Origin of the sequence: Alistipes provencensis, assembly GCF_900083545.1 — a bacterium.
Classification (GTDB): domain Bacteria; phylum Bacteroidota; class Bacteroidia; order Bacteroidales; family Rikenellaceae; genus Alistipes; species Alistipes provencensis.
Genome location: NZ_LT559262.1, coordinates 180,760 through 199,184 on the forward strand (window position 1 = coordinate 180,760; position 18,425 = coordinate 199,184).

Here is an 18,425-nt window from a genome sequence, read left to right on the forward strand (position 1 = left end):
GTTAGAAGGTAATCTGGACGCCTCCCGTGAAAGTGCGGTTGGCAGGATACTGCCAAGCCATGATACCCGAAGTAAAGGTTTCGGGGGTGTAACCCACGAAATCGTCAGCCATGACCGTATAGACGTTGTCGAGCGACACATAGACGCGCAGTTTCTGGATGAAAGCTTTCTTGGTCCACTTCGCGGGCAGCGTATAACCCAGCGTGATGTTTCCGATCTTCAGGTAGTTGCCGCTGTAGAGGAACCGCGAGGAGTCCGACGTAGCATTGTAGGGGTCTCCGAGAATGTACTGCGGGTACTTGGCATCCTTGTTGGCCTCCGTCCACGAATTGAGGGCCACGTCGCGGAGCGGGGTCATCAGCGACATGCCGTAACCGGTGAATGCTGCACCTTGGTTGTAGACTTTACCGCCCAGACGGTAGGTGAAGTCGATATTGAAATCGAGGCCCTTCCAGTTGATGCCGGTTCCGAATCCGCCCAGCACTTTCGGATCGGCAGAGCCCACATAACGCTTGGCCGCCGCATTGTAATCGCTGGTCGTTTCGTCGCCCGACTCGTCGAGATACCACAACGGCATACCGGTTTCACGGTCTACGCCCGCATACTCCCTCATGTAGAACTGACGGAAAGGACGGCCCTCCTCGATAATCATGAAAGGCGACTCGATCGGATCGTCGGTAGCGAGCTTGATGACGCGGTTCTGGTTCCATGTAACGTTGGCATAGGCGTTCCAGCGGAAATCGCGTTTCTGCATCACTGTTGCATTCACCGAGAACTCGATACCGCGGTTGCGGATCGTACCGACGTTGCGCATCATCGACGTAGCGCCCGTAGTCATCGACAGGGGCACTTCGTAGAGGGCTTCGCTGGTCTCCTCGTTGTAGAAATCGAAGGTCAGGTGTACGCGGTTGACGAACGAGAGGTCGAAGCCCACGTCGAACTTCTTGGCAACCTCCCACGTCAACTGCTGGTTTGAAAAGCCCGAAGGGGCCATACCGGGCTTGCTGTTGTAGTTGTAACCGGCGGAATAGAACCCGCGGGCCTGATACCAGTCGATATCTTGGTTACCCACCGTACCGTAGGAGAGGCGCAGTGCGGCATTGGTCACAATCTCGTTGTCCTTCAGGAACTCCTCGCCCGTGATGCGCCACTTGGCACCCACCGACCAGAAGTTACCCCAGCGGTTGTCGGTGCCGAACACCGACGAACCGTCGCGGCGGAACGAGCCCGACACATAGTACTTGTCGTCGTAAGCATAGTGCGCATCGAGGAAATAGGATGCCAGCGTCGCCTCGGACTTGTAGTAGGCCGAATCGTTCCACGAACCGGCGGTGGTCAGGTCGCGCAGGCCCTCGCCGGCCAGCGGGAAATTGACACCCTCGATCACCGAATAGTTGTAGTATTTGCGCTGCATCTCCTGCCCGAGCATCAGGTTGACGGCATGCTTTTCATTGAACGTATAATTCCAGCCCAGCACGTTGGTCCATGTGATAACGCTTCTTTTCGAGGTAAAATCAAGGCCCTTACCGTTCGAATCGACACCGTTCGGGTCGTACAGAGCGCTGTAATAAGTGTAGATGTTCTGATCGGTGATATTCACGCCGAGGGTGGTCTTGGCATAGATACCCTTGCCGAAATCCACCTGCAGGTAGGGATTGATATTGACCGTCTGGGCCTTGGTGCGGTAGAGACTGCCCAGTTTGGAGTCCACGACCGCCAGCGGGTGGGGATAGTTGTTCACCAAGTCGGTAGCGTACAGGTAATCGCCGTTCTCATCGTAAATGGGATCCAGCGGCGTGCGTCCCGATAAGGCAAGTGTCGTAGGGCTGTTCATCGAACCGGCCGTGGACTCCGAGAATCCGTTCTGAATCGAGTAGGAATACGACGAATTGATACCCGCAGTGAAGAACTTGAATTTGCTGTCGAGATTCACACGGCCCGAGAAACGCTCCAGATCGGAACCGATCGCCAGTCCTTCTGAATTCAGGTAGCCCATGCTGGCATAGTAACCTGTCTGTCCGACGCGGCCTGAAGCGCTGAGGTTGTAATCCTGATAGTAGCCATGACGTGTGATGGCATCCATCCAATCGTAGGACGACTTACCGTCCCAGTCGTAAGCCATCGTGACAAAATCGGACCACGAATCGAGCGGAACACCGTAGACGTCGGCGGGTGTATACCCGGCATAAGTGTCGGCATATCCGTTGGAAAAGAGTTTCGCCGTCTCCTGCGCATTGGCCAACTTCATCGTGTTGTTTGCCATCGAGACGAAGCCCTGCTTGATGTCGACATTGAGGTTGAAATTGCCCTGCGTACCTTTTTTCGTAGTGATGACGATCACGCCGTTCGCGGCACGCGAACCGTAAATGGCCGTGGCAGCGGCATCCTTCAGCACGGTGACGCTCTCGATGTCGGCGGGATTGACCGAAGACATCGGATCGAACCAGTTGTTGCTACGGCTGTCGAAATTGTCCTCAATATCGGAGTTGACCGGCATGCCGTCGATCACATAAAGGGGCTGGGTACCCGAGCTGAGCGATCCGCGGCCGCGCACATACACCGAACCCCAGACACCCGGCGCACTGGTCGAATTGTTCATCTGGAGACCCGGCACGGAGCCTTCGAGCGATTTGACGAAGTTGGCATCGGTCCGCTTGGCAAGCACTTCGTCGCCGACGATGGAGGCGGCGCCGGTAAACGAGGCCTTGCGCTGCACACCGTAACCGGTTACGACTACATCGTCGATCGCATGGGCGTCTTCGGTCAGAGTAACATTCACGGCCGTCTTGCCCGAAATGGCAACCGACTGTGTTTCATAGCCGATGAAAGAGATCACCAACGTTCCGTTTACCGGAGCGGAGATGGAGAAGCGGCCGTCCGCCGCAGAAGTCGTACCGGTCGACGTTCCGTCGATCATAATGGTCGCACCGGCGACAGGCTTTCCCTGCGCATCGGCGACCTTTCCGGTCACCTGCCGGTTCTGGGCAAAACTATATGCACAGAGGCCCAGAACAGCAATTAACGTCAGTAGAATTTTTCTTACCATAAGCGTTAATCAATTAGTTTTTTAAAATAAAAAACAAGCAACGGGAATAATTAAGAATAAATCCCTAAAAATGCGACAATTAACACTGTTTTAGGCGGATTTTCTATAAAAATAACTAATCGTTTGGCATTAAGCGTGTAATAAATAAATTTATGACGCCGCGCAACCCGTTTTTGGGACTAGGAAGTAACTGCTCAAAACGATCCAAGTATGCGATTATAAGCTATTTGGTTCAGATAATATGTCATTCGGCTGCAACTTTATCATTACCTTTAGCGCGGTTGCGGTTACGATTAACAAAGGAGTTATAATGGGAACCAGAAACACGTTTAAAGTACTATTTTACATCAAGAAAAATGCACCGTTACGCAACGGCAATACCCCTATCATGGGACGTATTACGATCAATGGGCAGCGCACACAGTTGTCGACGCGGCTCTCCGTGGACCCGAAACTTTGGAATGTGAACATGGGCCGCGTGACGGGACGCCGTGCGGATGCCGTCCGCGTCAACGAACAGCTCTCACAAATCAGGTATCACATCGAACGGTGTTACAATACGCTATTTTACGAACATGCGCAGGTCACGCCGCAAATGGTCAAGGAGATGTATTTCGGCAACGACCGCCGCAGCGAGATGCTGCTGGCCTTTTTCCGGGAGCACAACGAGGAGTTTCGCCGGATGGTCGGCACCAGCCGCAGCAAGACGACCTATTATAAATACAGGACCGTTTACAACCACCTCGAAAATTACATCAGCGATAAATACGAGCGCAGGGACTTGTCGTTCAGGGACCTCGACCGGGAATTCCTGACGGGTTTCCACCAGTACATCGCTCAGGAGTGCGGGCACAAGAAGAACACGACGTGGATTTACATGATCGCGCTCAAACACATCCTCATGCTGGCCCGCGGGCGGGGTTATCTCACGACGGATCTTTTTGCCAACTACAAGCTGCACAGCGAGTTCGTGACGCGCAACTACCTTTCCATCACCGAAATCCGACGGCTTATCCGGCTCGACCTCGACGACGTGACGCTGCTGCTGGTGCGCGACGCCTTTCTGTTCAGTTGTTTCACGGGACTTTCCTATATCGACCTTTGCACGCTGACACCAGAACACATCCGACAAGAGGGTAAACAAATGTGGATAAGTACGACCCGTTGCAAAACCGGTTCGGAGGTCAACGTGCGGGTCTTTGCGATCCCGTATGCTATTCTGCTGAGATACAACCCGATGAACCGCACAAAACGCATTTTCAACCTGCCGAGCAACGGCTGGTGCAACATTTGTCTCGGCCGGATCATGTCGCTGGCGGGCATCTCCCGACACATTACCTTCCACTCGGCGCGCCATACCTTCGCTACGACAATTACCCTTTCGCAGGGAATAGCGATCGAAACCATCAGCAAATTGCTTGGCCACAGAAATATACGAACCACGCAAATTTACGCCACGATCACACACTCGAAACTCGACGGAGACATGGAACGTCTTTCGAAACGACTCGACACGCTTTACCGGGAATCCGACTTGGAACGGGTTCCGGAACCGGTGTGAGATTCCGGCCTTCCGGGAGGGGCTCTGGCTAACCAATTCAGACGATTTGACCAAAAACGGTCTAAAAAGACGATTACAAATTGTAATCCACCAACCACCACGCAAATCAAATTATAAGCGTCGGAAGGCTATTTCCGCCTGATATGTTACATTTGTAAATTATTTTAAAAAATTATTTGTAAACGAATTAGCGATTTCTTACCTTTGTTGTGAACTTTTTATTTTAAAAACTAATTAATTAACGCTTATGGTAAGAAAAATTCTACTGACGTTAATTGCATTGTTGGGGGGGGGAATTTTACTTTCCCAAGCCCAAAACAAGCAAATTTCCGGCACGGTTACAGGTTCTGACGGTAAACCGATCGCCGGCGTGACTGTGGTTGTCGAGGGTACCTCCGTCGGCACGACAACAAACGCGGCCGGTGCATACAGCATATCGGCCCGCAACGACGCCAAACTGGTCTTCTCGTTCATCGGAATGGAGAACCAGACCATTCCCGTCAACGGTAAAAGCACCGTCAACGTCCAGATGAAAGAGGACGCGATCGGCGTGGACGAGGTCGTGGTGACGGCCATGGGTATCACCCGTTCCGAAAAATCGCTCGGCTACTCGGTAACCACGGTGAAATCGGACGAAATCTCGAAAGCCCGTGAAGGCAACGTACTCAACGCACTGGCCGGTAAGGTCGCCGGTGTGAACATCTCCGCAGCTTCGGGTACCGCAGGCGGCGGCTCGCGCATCATCATCCGCGGCCAGTCATCGCTCGGCTCGGCCGGTTCGCCGCTCTTCGTCATCGACGGTATGCCCGTCAGCAACCAGAGCTACAATCCGACCGGCATCAACGGTTCGGTTGACGTGGGCAACCGCATGGGAGACATTTCCGGAGACGACATCGAGTCGATCAACGTCCTGAAAGGCGCTGCCGCAACGGCTCTCTACGGCGCCCGTGCCAAGGACGGCGCCATCATCATCACCACCAAAAAGGGTTCACGGATGCAGAAAACCAGCGTGACGATCAATTCCACGCTGCGTTTCGAGAACATCCTGAAGGCTCCCGACTTCCAGAACAGTTATGCCGGCGGCAACTCCGCTGACGGCACCTACAACCCCTATTCACAGAACGGCTGGGGTCCCAAGATCGAAGGACAGACCGTCCAGAATTTTCTGGGCGACGAAGTCCAACTGAAAGCCTACAAAAACAACGTCAAGGATTTCTATAACACGGGACATACCTATATTAATAACATCTCGGTAGCCGGCGGCGACGAGAAAAACGATTTCCGGCTGGGCTTCACGGCGCACAACCAGAAAGGTATCATTCCCAAGAACGACTACGACAAGTATAACGTGGCGTTCAACGGCGGCCGCAAGTTCAATGACAAACTCGAGGCGCGCGTTTCGTTCAACTATTCGCACACCTCCTCGGCCGGTCGTCCCGCACAGGGATCGAACGAGATCAACGTATTGGTACCGCAGGTCAACGGCATCGCCCGCAACTGGGACCTGAACTGGCTGAAAGACAACTGGATGAATGAGGACGGCACGCAGGGCAAGATCACTGAGAGAAGCACCAGCGGCAACTTCTACTGGACGGTCAATAAAAATCTCTTCACCAACACGGTAGACCGTCTTTACGGTACGGCGACCGTCACCTACAAACCCGTCAAGGGCCTGACGATCACCGACAACCTCGGTACCGACTACTTCCACGAAGAACGCCGTCAGATCTGGGCCAGCGGTACCATCGGACGCCCGAAGGGACAGTTCAACACCAACGACATCACCAACCGTCAGATCAACAACGACCTGATGATCTCCTACGATACCAAGTTCAACGAGGATTGGGGACTGAAAGTGATGCTGGGCCACAACATCAACCAGAACATGACCAAATACTTGGAGGTTTCGGCCAAGGACCTGCTCGTAGCGGACGTCTATACCTATGCCAATGCCGAGAGCGTCGTATCGACGAACGACAAGGTCAAATCGCGCCTGATCGGTCTCTACGGCGAAGTGGACCTCAGCTATAAGGACATCGTCTACCTGAGCGTCACGGGACGTAACGACTGGTCGTCGACCATGCCCAAGTCACACCGTTCCTATTTCTATCCCTCGGTCAGCGCCGGATTCGTCTTCTCGGAACTCATTCCCCAGAACAAGGTGCTGAGTTTCGGTAAAATCCGCGCCAGCTACGCCAACGTCGGCAGCGACACGGCCCCCTATCAGCTCGACTTCCTCTACTACCCCGTTTCGGAAGTGTTCGGACAGTTCGGATGCTCCAACTACTTCCCGTTCGGCGGTCTGCTGGGTTACGAGGCGACGGGAACCTATCCCGACCCGAATCTCGAACCGCAGAACCAGTCTTCGTTCGAAGTCGGCGCCGACCTGCGCTTCTTCGAGGGACGCCTGCGTTTGGACGCCACCTACTACTACCAGAAGACAACCAAGAACATCGTCCGTTTGGACGTTGCCAACTCCACGGGATTCTTTTACATGCGTAAGAATGCCGGTGTCATCACCAACGAGGGCGTCGAGCTCCTGCTGGGCGCAACTCCCGTGCAGACCAAGAACTTCCGTTGGGATATCGACGTGAATTTCGCCTCGAACAAGCAGCTCGTAAAGGAGCTCGATCCCTCGGTCAAGGCCTACACGCTGGCTTCGGGCTACGAAGGTACCCAGATCAAGGCAGTCGAGGGCGAATCGTTCAGTCTCTACGGCTCCTACTGGCTGCGCGACGAAGAGGGCAATTTCGCCATCAGCGAGAACGGCACGCGCATCAAGAGTTCCGATACCAAGAACCTCGGCAAGGTCTCTCCCGACTGGACGATGGGTATCGGCAACACGTTCTCCTATAAAGGCCTTTCGCTGAGCTTCCTGCTCGACATCCGCTACGGAGGCGTCATGTACTCGGGAACGGTACAGCAACTGCGCACGAGCGGTCTGGCCGAAGAGACGCTGGGTAACGACCGCGCCGAGATCATCGACAAGGGATTCGTCTACAAAGACGGCCAAAATACCGGCGTGGAGAACACCAAGGCCATCACTCCGTATCAGTTCTGGAATACCAACTACGACAAGTCGATCACCGAAGCAAACGTCTTCGATGCCACGTTCATCAAACTGCGTGAAATCGTACTGGCCTACCAGATGCCGAAAAAGTGGTTCGAGCATTGCTTCATCGGCTCGCTTTCGGTCGGTTTCGAAGCCCGTAACCTGTGGCTCATCAAATCGAACGTGCCGCATATCGACCCCGAGGCCAGCATCTTCGGTCCCTCGTCGGTGGGTTCGGGCATCGAATACGCCGGTATTCCCTCGACGCGCAGCTACGGTTTCAACATCAAGTTAACATTCTAAAATGCAACACCGTATGAAAAAATTAGCATATAAATTTCTGATCGCCCTGACGATCGGCGGCACCGCCTCCGGATTGCAATCCTGCGGCGACTGGCTGGACATCAACACGAACGAATATGCCGCCACGGAGGTTGATCCCGGATACCTGTTCACCAACGCGGCCCTGAACTACAGCATGAAACGCTGCGGTGCCGACCAGTTCCTGACACTGATGTACGCCGCACAGACCGCTTCCGAACAGACCCAGTGGTTCAATTACATCTTCGGCGGCGAGCCCTACGGCATCGACGCGGAATACTCTTCGGGCAACGCATGGGTAGGTACCTATTCAAGCACGGGCTATAACCTCCAGCGCGCTATCGGATTCGCTCAGGAGAAAGGCCACGTCAACGCCGAAGCCCAGTGCAAGATCCTGACGGCAAATGTCTTCTGGGAGACGACGATGCTTTTCGGCGACATCCCCTACAGCGAGGCATGGCACATCGACGAGATCAAGGAGCCGAAATTCGACACCCAGAAAGAGGTGCTCGACGCTTTGGAAGGGCTGCTGGACGAAGCACTCGGCCAGATCGACGAATCCGACCCGAACACGATCTCCAAATACGACCTCTACTACGGAGGCGACATGGCCAAATGGCGCAAATTGGCCAAATCCATCAAGTTGAAGATCTACATGTATCTCTCCAACAAGGAGGACGTCAGCGCCAAGATCAAGGCGTTGATCGAAGAGGGCGACCTGCTCTCCTCATCGGCCGACGACTGCAAGTTCCCGTTCTACGACAGCCCGGGCAACCGGAACCCCAACGCCGAATTCGACAACCAGAATCCGGGATTCCTCGGCTGGATGTATTTCGGCACACCGGAGATCGTCGATCCGATGAATGCTACCGACGACCCGCGCCGTCCTTTCTACTTCTATGCCAACGAGGAGGGCAAGTATGTGGGCATCGCATCAACACATGAAGGGTCCGCCATGGATGCAGAGGACCCCTCGGAGATCACCGAGGCGCGCTTCAACCTCGAAAACCTGTTCAAATCGGACTATCCCGACGTGATCTGCTCCTACCCGGAGGTGATGTTCTATGTAGCCGAGGCCTATGCCCGCGGCTTAGGCGTGACCAAAGACCTCACCAAAGCCGACGAATACTTCAAGAAGGGACTGGAGGCATCCTGCACCAACGTCGGAGTCGCTGCCGCCGATGCCAAATCCTTCGCTGACGGGGTTCCCGCTCTCTCGACGCTGGGCGGCGACGAAAAAGTAATCGAGGCCATCGCCGCACAGCAGCGCATCGAGATGATGATGCGTCCGCTCGAAGCATGGTCCGAGCAGCGTCGCACGGGCTATCCGAAACTCGAAGTTCCGGAGATGATCCGATCGCTGTACACCGACCTGATCAGCCGTTGGCCCTATCCCTCGCGCGAATCGCTCGTGAACGACAACGTTCCGCAGGTGGACGGTATCTGGACCAAAATGTGGTTCCAGAAATAAAACCGACAACAACTATTCAGAGGCCGTTCTTTCGCAGGAACGGCCTCTTTTTTGGATACCGGAAAGATATTTCGCAGATGGCGATTTTTTTCGTAATTTTGCGTCCAAACAACAAAAATACCGTTTATGGCAATTACCGAAATACTTCCCGGCATCCACTACGTCGGGGTCAACGACCGTACCACCACGCGCTTCGAAGCCCTCTGGTCGCTTCCGATCGGGGTATCGTACAATGCCTATCTGGTCGTGGGCGAAAAGATCGCGCTGATCGACACCGTCGAGGAGGCCTTCGGCAGCCGCCTCGAAGCCAACATCCGCGAGGCGATCGGCGACCGGAAAATCGACTACCTCGTCGTCAACCACATGGAGCCCGACCACTCGTCGTCGATCACGGCGCTGCGCCGCCTCTACCCCGGCCTCGAGATCGTCGGCAACGCCAAGACGCTGCAGATGATCGACGGGTTCTACGGCATCGCCGGGGGCACGGTCGAGGTCAAAGAGGGCGACACGCTCGATCTGGGCAACGGCAAGGTGCTTTCGTTCCACATGATCCCGATGGTGCACTGGCCCGAGACGATGGTCACATGGTGCGCCGGCGAGCGGACGCTCTTTTCGGGCGACGCCTTCGGCACGTTCGGGGCCCTCGACGGCGGCATCACCGACTCGCAGGTCGAGGTGGACCGCTACTGGGACGAGATGCGCCGCTACTACGCCTGCATCGTGGGCAAGTACGGCGGCCCGGTGCAGAAAGCCCTGCAAAAGGTCCGCACGCTGCCCGTCGAAACGATCTGCGCGACGCACGGCCCCGTGTGGCAGCGGGAAATCCCCCGGGTGATGGACATTTACGACCGTCTGAGCCGCTATGAGGGCGAGCCGGGCGTGGTCGTGGCCTACGCCTCGATGTACGGCAACACGGAGCAGATGGCCGAGCGCATCGCCCGCGAACTGGCCGCCGAAGGGGTCGGGCCCATCCGGGTCTACAACCTTTCGTATGCCGACCCGTCGGTGGTCCTGCGCGACGTCTTCCGTTTCGACACGCTGATCGTCGGCGGCCCGACCTACAACGGCAACCTCTTCCCGCCCGTGGCCGAGCTGCTCGACCGACTCGCCGCCCGCTGCATCCCGCAGCGAAAATTCGGCTGGTTCGGATCGTTCTGCTGGGCCGGAGCCTCGGTGCGCCTGCTGGGTGAGTTCGCCCAGAAAATGAAGTGGGAACCGCTGTGCGATCCCTTGGAGATGAAGCAGGGCTTTTCGCCCGACCTGTGCGACCCCTGCCGGACGCTGGCAGGCCGCATCGCCGAACGCCGGCGGAGCGAATAATACGAAAAGGGGCGGTCCGGCGGACCGCCCCTTTTTTGCTCTGTCACAAGGAAATTCGGAAAAAAACGTTATCTTTACATAACGAATTCAAGAAACCGCAACACATATGATGAAAATTGCAATCGTGGGTACGGGCTATGTCGGTCTGGTATCGGGAGCCTGTTTCGCCGAGATGGGGCTCGACATCACCTGCGTGGACATCGACAGGAAGAAGATCGACGCGCTGAACAACGGTGTCATCCCCATCTACGAACCGGGACTCGAAGCCCTCGTGCAGCGCAACGTCCGCGCAGGGCGCCTGCACTTCACCACCGACCTGACCGAGTGCCTCGACCATGTCGAGGTGGTCTTCTCGGCCGTCGGCACCCCGCCCGACGAGGACGGCTCGGCCGACCTGAAATATGTGTTGGAAGTGGCTCGCACGTTCGGCCGCCACATCAAGAAATACACCGTGCTGGTGACCAAGAGCACCGTGCCCGTGGGCACGGCCCGGAAAGTGAAGGCCGTGATCGAGGAGGAGCTCGCCAAACGGGGCGGCAAGGTGACGTTCGACGTCGCCTCGAACCCCGAATTCCTCAAGGAGGGGGCCGCCATCAAGGACTTCATGTCGCCCGACCGTGTGGTCGTGGGCGTCGAGAGCGAGCGGGCCCGCAAGCTGATGGCCAAGCTCTACCGGCCGTTCCTGATCAACAACTTCCGGGTGCTGTTCATGGACATCCCTTCGGCCGAGATGACCAAATACGCCGCCAACGCCATGCTGGCCACGCGCATCTCGTTCATGAACGACATCGCCAACCTGTGCGACCGCGTGGGCGCCGACGTGGAGATGGTCCGCAAGGGCATCGGCTCCGACGCCCGCATCGGCAACAAATTCCTCTACCCCGGCTGCGGCTACGGCGGTTCGTGCTTCCCCAAGGACGTGAAGGCGCTGGCCCACACGGGCCGCGAGAACGGCTACACGATGCAGGTCATCGAGGCCGTCGAGCGGGTCAACGAACAGCAGAAAAGCGTGGTCTTCGAAAAATTGCAGACTGCCGTGGGTGACCTGCGGGGCAAGCTCATCACGATCTGGGGTCTGGCGTTCAAGCCCGAGACGGACGACATGCGCGAAGCCCCGGCGACGGTGGTCATCGACCGCCTGCTGGACGCCGGCGCCGAGGTCTGCGTCTACGATCCGGTCGCCATGCCCGAGTGCCGGCGACGGATGGCCGGCCGGCCGATCCGCTATGCCAAGACGATGTACGAGGCTGCGGAGGGAGCCGACGCCGTGGCGCTCATCACCGAGTGGAAAGAGTTCCGCATGCCCGACTGGCCCCATTTGCACAAGGCGATGCGCGGCGACGCGATCGTCGACGGCCGCAACATCTTCGACAAACCGGAGGTCACGGCTGCCGGGTTCCGCTACTTCGGAATCGGCAAATAACAAACCGAAAACGGCCCGCGGAAAGCGGGCCGTTTTCGGTTACAACATCGGGATCACGGTCACATAAATCGCGGCGATGATGGCCGACGTTATGACACCCATGATATTGGCGCCCAATGCGTCGGGCAGGATCATCGACGAGGGGTTGTCATGCGACACGATCTTCTGGGCCACCTTGGCCGTCGTGGGCACGCAGCTCACGGCGGCGATGCCGATCACGGGGTTGAAATTACCCTTTTTGAAGAAATACATCGCATAACCGCCCAGAATGCCGCCGATGCCCGAGATCAGCAGGGCGAGGATTCCCAGCACGAGCAGTTTGAGCACCGTGGGGTCGAGCAGCGTGTGCGCGTCGCACAGCACTCCCAGCAGGATGCCGAGGAAGAACGTCGAGCCGTAGAGCATCGGCCCGCTGATGAAGTCGTTGACGTGTTTGAGCCCGGACTCCTTGATGACCACGCCGATGAAGAGCGAGAAGAACAGCGGCGCGGCAACCGGAAAAAGCAGGCACAGAATTACGCACATCATCACGGCGAACGAGATCTTGGTCGCGGGGCTGTATTGCTTCACCGGCTTCTTGGCCGGCTTCATCTTGATGGCCCGCAGGCGTTTGGGCACCATCGCCCGCACCAGATAGGGATATCCGCCGTAAGTCAGTCCCAAGTAAAGATAGGCCACGACGGTAATCGGCACGAAAATCTCTTTCGAGAGGTTGAGCGAGGTGAAAAGCACCATCGGGCCGTCGGCCCCGCCCACCATCGCGATCGAGGCGCTGTCGCTGGGGCTCAGGCCCATCGAATAGGCGATCGGCAGCACGGCGAACGTTCCCAGCTCGGCACACAGGGCGAGGAACATGCTTTGCAGGGGTTTCGCCAGCACGAAATTGATGTCGAGCATGGTCCCGATACCCATGAAGATCAGGCAGGCGATCAGGCCGTTGCTGAACATGAAGGTGTAGACAGGCTGCAGGAAATCGATCTGCAGGATGTTCATCAACTGGTCGGTGTCGGTCACCATCGGATCGAGGAACAGGTTGCCGTGAACCCCTCCGGGAAAGATCAGCACCCCGGCGTTCACGGCCGCCATGCCCAGTCCCATCGGAATCATCACCAGCGGCTCCAGCACCCCTTTGCGTCCCAGATAAACCAGCAGGATGCCCAGCAGGATCAGCCCGATGCGCGAGTACATGATCGCAGGGTCGGACTGCAACAGGGTCGAAATACCCTGAAAAATACTGCCCAGATCAAATTTTTCCATGGTGCAGTTCGTATAAACGGCTCATCTCGTCATCCTGCTTCCCGGCATCCCGGAGATTTCCGAAATGGTACTCGGCCAGTCCGTCCTGCGCCGTTTCGTCCGGGGAACCGTCGTCCGTGCGGGTAACCGACCAGATGTAACGGTAGGTATGCGTCAGGTTCATGCGGTAGGCCCGGGTCCACACCCGGCCTTTTTTCATCCATGCGGAGAGGCCCTCACCGCTGAGGCGGGAGAAGAAGAAGGTCATTCCCTTGAGTACATACGCGAAAGCCATTCCCACGATAAACGTGAAGCCCATCATCAGCGCAGTCTCCTCGATTATATACATCAGATTCATCGCTTTATTCGTTTTAAGATTTGTTGTGTGCACAACATCGTGCCCCGGGCCATGCGGCCTTCGGGGGCGGTTCGCACACGGAACTCGCAGGCAGGGCGCGCCCTGCGGACACACCATGCGACTCAAACAAAGAAATGATGGGCTAAATGACCAGCATGCCGAACCGGAGGTAATCGGCACAATGGGACGGCAGGGCCGTCCGATCGCCCTGCAGAAGCAGGGAAACGACATATTGCGTGCAGCAGTCCTGCACCCGGGAGAAATGGCGTCCCAGACAGGCATCCCGGACCTCAGAGGTTACCCGGCGGTGGTTTTCCAACTGCTTGCGCAGTGCGCGCATGGGCGAGGGAACAGCCGGCTGGACGGTCTCCGTTGCGAAATAATCGGCATGCAGGGACGAAACGGAGTAGCACTCCGCCGTCCGTCCGACATCGGCCGGCATACGGGCTTCCGCCCCCGCATCCTTCGCCGACGAGAGCGAAGAGAGCAGCAGGAACAGCAATATGAATACCGGCGTTTTCATGTTACGGAGAAAATTTGTCGTTCAAATGTAGTACAAATCCGAGAAACAAACAAGCCTGCGGCAAGAATCTTTTCGTCCGTTTTCTCCCGGAGACCGGACGCTTTCGTTTCCGCCCGGACGCCAAGGCCCGGAGCACTCCTCGCCGCCGGACAAAAAAAGGCCGGAGACTATGCTCCGGCCCGTAGCGGTATCACCTGCGGCGCTTATTTGCGCACCTTGACGATGATCTTGCGCACCGTTCCCTCGCCCACCATCGGAGCGTGGCCGTCCTCGGGGAAAAGCACCGTGAACTGACCCGGACGCAGCGTATAATAGGTCTGCGGCACGTCGTCGAAGAACTGGATGTCCTTCTCGGCATTGAACTCGCCCTGCGGCATCCGGAGGTCCTTGCGCTCGCTCCAGCCGAAGGCCTCCTCCTTGCCGGTGACGAGTACCTGAATGTCGATGTATTCGTTGTGCACCTCGAGCTTGGCGTCGGATTTCTGCTTGAGCTCACGCTCCATCACGTTGACATAGATGTCCTTGCCGTCGAGTTCGTGGATGCCCGTCTCCATCGTCGTCCAGTCCGTCGAAGCGATCAGTTCGAAAGCCTTTTTCATGCGCGGGTTGACATTTTCGTACAACGCGCTGTTTTTCAGAGAGTCTAAAATCATGGTCTTTATTTATTTTCCGGTTCTGCATTCCCCGGCCGCCGGATCGTTCCGTCCCGCGGCCGGACAAAGTTAGCAAGAATTTTTATTTTAACAAAGCAACGAAAAAAGCACTATATTTGGTGTAGCAACCGAACCCGATTCGGCTTTGACCCTATCCGATTTTTTCGTACCTTGCAATAATAACATCCCGATCATGGACTTTACAGACATCAAACTCTCGGGCAAGACCCGTCGTGAACACGATCTGCTGGGCGAAATGGACATCCCGGCGGAGTATTATTTCGGCGTGCAGACCATGCGCGCCGTGGAGAATTTCCACATCAGCCGCGTGCGGCTCTGCTTCTTCCCGGAGCTGATCCGGGGGCTGGCCGACGTCAAGCAGGGCGCCGCCATGGCCAACCTCGAACTGGGGCTGCTCGACCCCGCGATCGCCGACGCCATCATCCGGGCCTGCGAGGAACTGCGCGCCGGGAAACTCCGGGAGCAGTTCGTGGTCGACATGGTGCAGGGCGGCGCCGGCACCTCGACCAACATGAACGCCAACGAAGTGATCGCCAACCGGGCGCTGGAGCTCCTCGGACACGAGAAGGGCGAGTATCAATATTGCCATCCCAACAACCACGTCAACCTCTCGCAGTCGACCAACGACGCCTACCCCACGGCCGTGAAGATCGCGCTGGTGCGGAGTATCGAAAAACTGGTCGGCGCGCTGCGCGAGCTGATCGCGGCATTCCACGCCAAGGGCGGGGAGTTCGCCCACATCATCAAGATGGGACGCACGCAACTGCAGGACGCCGTGCCGATGACCCTCGGACAGGAGTTCGAGGCCTACGCCGCCAACCTCACCGAGGAGACCGAGCGGCTGGAGGACAACCTGAGACTCTTCTACGAGATCAACATGGGCGCCACGGCCATCGGAACGGGTATCAACGCCGATCCCGACTATGCCGAGGTCTGCACCCGGTGCCTGCGCGAGGTCACGGGATTGCCGCTGGCCAAGGCTTCGAACATGATCGAAGCCACGAACGACACGGGGGCCTTCATCATGAACTCCTCGGCGCTGAAACGCCTCGCCGTGAAGCTCTCGAAGATCTGCAACGACCTGCGCCTCCTGTCGTCGGGTCCCCGCTGCGGGCTGAACGAGATCAACCTCCCGCCGCGCCAGCCGGGATCGTCGATCATGCCGGGCAAGGTCAACCCCGTGATCCCCGAGGTCGTCAATCAGGTCGCGTTCCGCGTCATCGGCAACGACCTCACGGTGACCATCGCCTCCGAGGCGGGCCAACTGGAGCTGAACGTCATGGAGCCGATCATCGTCCACTGCCTTTTCGAAAGTATCGAGATGCTGGTCAACGCCATGAACACCCTGCGCGAGAAGTGTATCGCCGGCATCACGGCCAACGAAGAGGTCTGCCGCCGGATGGTTTACGACAGCATCGGGCTGGTGACGGCGCTCAACCCTTATCTGGGCTACGAAACCTCAACCATGCTGGCCAAGGAGGCGCTCGAAACCGGCAAGGGCATCTACGATCTGGTGTTGGAGCACAAGCTGATGAGCGAGGAGGAACTGCACAAGGTCCTGCGGCCCGAGAACATGATCCATCCCCGCCGAAAGATCGAGGACTGAACCAAAGCGGCCCGGGCTCGATAGCCCGGGCCGCCTTATCCGTACCCCTACGAACTCTTCCGGAGCCGCACAACGACGGGATGGTGGTCCGAATACTCGACCGGCAGCACCTCGTACGAGAGGGTTTCGAGCCCCTCGGAACTCAGCACATAGTCGATGCGCAGCGTGTTGTAAAATCCCCGGAACGTATGCGAATAGCCCGAGCCGCACTCGCTGAAAGCGTCGCGCAGCCCCCGGGCCATCGTGCGGTAGACATACGACATCGGCGTGTCGTTGAAGTCGCCGCAGACGATCTTCCGCGTGCGCGTCGCCCCCACGACCTTGGCGATGCTGTCCACCTGCCGGGCCCGCAGCACGCTGTTCTCGCGCAGGCGCGTGACGATGCTGCGGATCTTGGTCTCGCGCGCCGTGTCCGAGAGGAAGCGGTGGCTGGTGATGAACTCGTTGTCCGAAGCGTTGATGGCCGTCGAACGGAGGTGGTTGTTGAACACGCGCACCGTGTCCTCGCCGATCATCACATCGGCCCACACCGACGACGAGGGCGTCAGCACCGTGCCGGTCCGCAGGATGCGGTATTTGCTCAGGATGGCCATTGTCGCGCCGTAGATTGAATCGGGGGCCTGCGTGCGTCCGAAATGGGCGCTTTCGTATTTTTCGTCGAGCAGCGCGAACTCCGCGGAGCGCTCCGCAAGGCGGGCGTTGAACTCCTGCAGACAGATGATGTCGGGGTCCCGGTCGGCGATCAGTTGCAGGATGTCGTCGACGCTGCTGCCGCCGTTCTCGCCGTAGAAACTGCGGACGTTGTAGGTCATCACCCGGAACGCCCCGCGGTCGTAAACGGTCTCCTCGGCATAGCTGCGGCGGATTTCGGGTCTCCAGAAAAGCGAGACTTTGAAAAGCCCCGCCACGACGATCACCAGCATCACCGCGGCCCGCACCTTGCGCCAGCGGATGACCCAGTAGAGCATCAGCACCACCGACGCGACATAGATGCCGGGGGCGGCGAGCCCCAGCACGGGGAAAAACCAGACCTGCGCGGGATCGACGTAAGGGACGCAATAGGTAAGGACGGTCGCAACGGCCGCCACGACGGTGGCGACCGTCAGGATCAGGTCCAGCAGCCACATGAACGGACTGCGGCGGCGTTTCGCCGGACGTCCTCCGTAATCGTTGTAATAATCCGAAGCCATCGTTTAGAAACGGATCGTTCCGCGGCGTTTCCACCAGTGCAACAGCAGGAAGCCCCACAGCATGCCGCCCACATGGGCGAAATGGGCCACGTTGCCCACGCCCCTCCATCCGAGGAAGAGTTCGATGACGGCGTAGATGATGACGAACCATTTGGCTTTCATCGGGATAGGCGGTATCAGCAGCATGATGACCGCATTGGGGTGCATCACGCCGAACGCCAGCAGCAGGCCCATCACGGCGCCCGACGCACCGACCAGCAACAGCGGCAGCTCCCCGAAGGCCAGCGCCGTGAGGTACTGGATAAGCGCCGCTCCGATGCCGCAGACCATGTAGAAGGTCAGGAAGCGCTGCGACCCCAGTTCGTATTCGAGCGTCCGCCCGAACATCCACAGGGCGAACATGTTGAAGAAGATATGCTCGAAATTGGCATGCAGGAACATGTAGGTAATGAACTGGTAGGTATGGAAGAACGGCGTCCCGAGCGACAGGGCGCAGTACTGCATGATCTGATCGCCCACGGGCAGCAGCGCCGTGGCCATATAGACCAGTACATTGATGATTATCAGGTTTTTGACGACCGGAGGGGTCTGAAAATAGCGATTCATGGATGTTTTAATTTTTGCAAATGTAACTCTTTCCGCGG

13 protein-coding genes are annotated in these 18,425 nt (G+C 57.5%); 6 read left to right on the forward strand and 7 right to left on the reverse strand.

Annotated elements, in window-relative coordinates:
• Position 1 precedes the first annotated feature (1 nt).
• The gene (locus BN5935_RS00880; protein ID WP_064974418.1) at positions 2–3,046 is read right to left on the reverse strand and encodes a SusC/RagA family TonB-linked outer membrane protein; all 3,045 of its coding nucleotides are present in this window, start codon (positions 3,044–3,046) and stop codon (positions 2–4) included.
• 310 nt (positions 3,047–3,356) lie between these two features.
• Between BN5935_RS00880 and BN5935_RS00885 the strand changes: the two genes are divergently transcribed.
• The 5 genes from BN5935_RS00885 to BN5935_RS00905 all read left to right on the forward strand — a co-directional run bounded on the left by BN5935_RS00885 (position 3,357) and on the right by BN5935_RS00905 (position 12,194).
• On the forward strand, positions 3,357–4,607 hold the full coding sequence (locus tag BN5935_RS00885; protein ID WP_064974419.1) for a site-specific integrase: 1,251 nt from the start codon (positions 3,357–3,359) through the stop codon (positions 4,605–4,607).
• Positions 4,608–4,854: 247 nt separating this feature from the next.
• Positions 4,855–7,962: a SusC/RagA family TonB-linked outer membrane protein gene (locus BN5935_RS00890; RefSeq protein WP_082943974.1), complete on the forward strand. Its 3,108-nt coding sequence runs from the start codon at positions 4,855–4,857 to the stop codon at positions 7,960–7,962.
• Between the two features lie 13 nt (positions 7,963–7,975).
• Positions 7,976–9,451 carry a SusD/RagB family nutrient-binding outer membrane lipoprotein gene (locus tag BN5935_RS00895; RefSeq protein WP_064974420.1) on the forward strand — a complete coding sequence of 492 codons (1,476 nt, stop codon included), beginning with the start codon at positions 7,976–7,978 and terminating at the stop codon, positions 9,449–9,451.
• 126 nt (positions 9,452–9,577) lie between these two features.
• Positions 9,578–10,771: an FprA family A-type flavoprotein gene (locus BN5935_RS00900; RefSeq protein WP_064974421.1), complete on the forward strand. Its 1,194-nt coding sequence runs from the start codon at positions 9,578–9,580 to the stop codon at positions 10,769–10,771.
• Between the two features lie 109 nt (positions 10,772–10,880).
• Positions 10,881–12,194, forward strand: a complete 1,314-nt coding sequence (locus tag BN5935_RS00905; RefSeq protein ID WP_204244925.1) for a UDP-glucose dehydrogenase family protein — start codon at positions 10,881–10,883, stop codon at positions 12,192–12,194.
• Between the two features lie 39 nt (positions 12,195–12,233).
• Here BN5935_RS00905 and BN5935_RS00910 read toward each other — a convergent pair whose 3' ends face one another.
• From BN5935_RS00910 to BN5935_RS00925, 4 genes are all read right to left on the reverse strand, one after another.
• A complete protein-coding gene (locus BN5935_RS00910) occupies positions 12,234–13,451 on the reverse strand; it encodes a sodium ion-translocating decarboxylase subunit beta (RefSeq protein WP_064974423.1) in 1,218 nt (405 codons plus the stop codon).
• A complete protein-coding gene (locus BN5935_RS00915) occupies positions 13,438–13,788 on the reverse strand; it encodes a hypothetical protein (protein WP_064974424.1) in 351 nt (116 codons plus the stop codon). Before BN5935_RS00915 ends, BN5935_RS00910 begins: the two co-directional genes overlap by 14 nt.
• Before the next feature lie 142 nt (positions 13,789–13,930).
• Entirely contained in the window at positions 13,931–14,311 is a 381-nt protein-coding gene (locus BN5935_RS00920; RefSeq protein ID WP_064974425.1) for a hypothetical protein, read from the reverse strand.
• 203 nt (positions 14,312–14,514) lie between these two features.
• A complete protein-coding gene (locus BN5935_RS00925; protein WP_064974426.1) occupies positions 14,515–14,964 on the reverse strand; it encodes a NanQ anomerase/TabA/YiaL family protein in 450 nt (149 codons plus the stop codon).
• Positions 14,965–15,157: 193 nt separating this feature from the next.
• Between BN5935_RS00925 and aspA the strand changes: the two genes are divergently transcribed.
• Positions 15,158–16,591 (forward strand): aspartate ammonia-lyase, encoded by a 1,434-nt coding sequence (gene aspA, locus BN5935_RS00930; protein ID WP_064974427.1) that lies wholly within the window; start codon positions 15,158–15,160, stop codon positions 16,589–16,591.
• 47 nt (positions 16,592–16,638) lie between these two features.
• Here aspA and BN5935_RS00935 read toward each other — a convergent pair whose 3' ends face one another.
• Together BN5935_RS00935 and BN5935_RS00940 are read right to left on the reverse strand one after the other, a co-directional pair.
• Positions 16,639–17,781: an endonuclease/exonuclease/phosphatase family protein gene (locus BN5935_RS00935; protein WP_064974428.1), complete on the reverse strand. Its 1,143-nt coding sequence runs from the start codon at positions 17,779–17,781 to the stop codon at positions 16,639–16,641.
• Positions 17,782–17,784: 3 nt separating this feature from the next.
• Positions 17,785–18,387: a rhomboid family intramembrane serine protease gene (locus BN5935_RS00940; protein WP_064974429.1), complete on the reverse strand. Its 603-nt coding sequence runs from the start codon at positions 18,385–18,387 to the stop codon at positions 17,785–17,787.
• Positions 18,388–18,425 lie beyond the last annotated feature (38 nt).

What these genes read in the sequence shown, in the direction of transcription:
- BN5935_RS00880 (WP_064974418.1), bottom strand. Translation starts at nt 3,046, where the DNA reads ATGGTAAGAAAAATTCTACTGACGTTAATTGCTGTTCTGGGCCTCTGT.
- BN5935_RS00885 (WP_064974419.1), top strand. Translation starts at nt 3,357, where the DNA reads ATGGGAACCAGAAACACGTTTAAAGTACTATTTTACATCAAGAAAAAT.
- BN5935_RS00890 (WP_082943974.1), top strand. Translation starts at nt 4,855, where the DNA reads ATGGTAAGAAAAATTCTACTGACGTTAATTGCATTGTTGGGGGGGGGA.
- BN5935_RS00895 (WP_064974420.1), top strand. Translation starts at nt 7,976, where the DNA reads ATGAAAAAATTAGCATATAAATTTCTGATCGCCCTGACGATCGGCGGC.
- BN5935_RS00900 (WP_064974421.1), top strand. Translation starts at nt 9,578, where the DNA reads ATGGCAATTACCGAAATACTTCCCGGCATCCACTACGTCGGGGTCAAC.
- BN5935_RS00905 (WP_204244925.1), top strand. Translation starts at nt 10,881, where the DNA reads ATGAAAATTGCAATCGTGGGTACGGGCTATGTCGGTCTGGTATCGGGA.
- BN5935_RS00910 (WP_064974423.1), bottom strand. Translation starts at nt 13,451, where the DNA reads ATGGAAAAATTTGATCTGGGCAGTATTTTTCAGGGTATTTCGACCCTG.
- BN5935_RS00915 (WP_064974424.1), bottom strand. Translation starts at nt 13,788, where the DNA reads ATGAATCTGATGTATATAATCGAGGAGACTGCGCTGATGATGGGCTTC.
- BN5935_RS00920 (WP_064974425.1), bottom strand. Translation starts at nt 14,311, where the DNA reads ATGAAAACGCCGGTATTCATATTGCTGTTCCTGCTGCTCTCTTCGCTC.
- BN5935_RS00925 (WP_064974426.1), bottom strand. Translation starts at nt 14,964, where the DNA reads ATGATTTTAGACTCTCTGAAAAACAGCGCGTTGTACGAAAATGTCAAC.
- aspA (WP_064974427.1), top strand. Translation starts at nt 15,158, where the DNA reads ATGGACTTTACAGACATCAAACTCTCGGGCAAGACCCGTCGTGAACAC.
- BN5935_RS00935 (WP_064974428.1), bottom strand. Translation starts at nt 17,781, where the DNA reads ATGGCTTCGGATTATTACAACGATTACGGAGGACGTCCGGCGAAACGC.
- BN5935_RS00940 (WP_064974429.1), bottom strand. Translation starts at nt 18,387, where the DNA reads ATGAATCGCTATTTTCAGACCCCTCCGGTCGTCAAAAACCTGATAATC.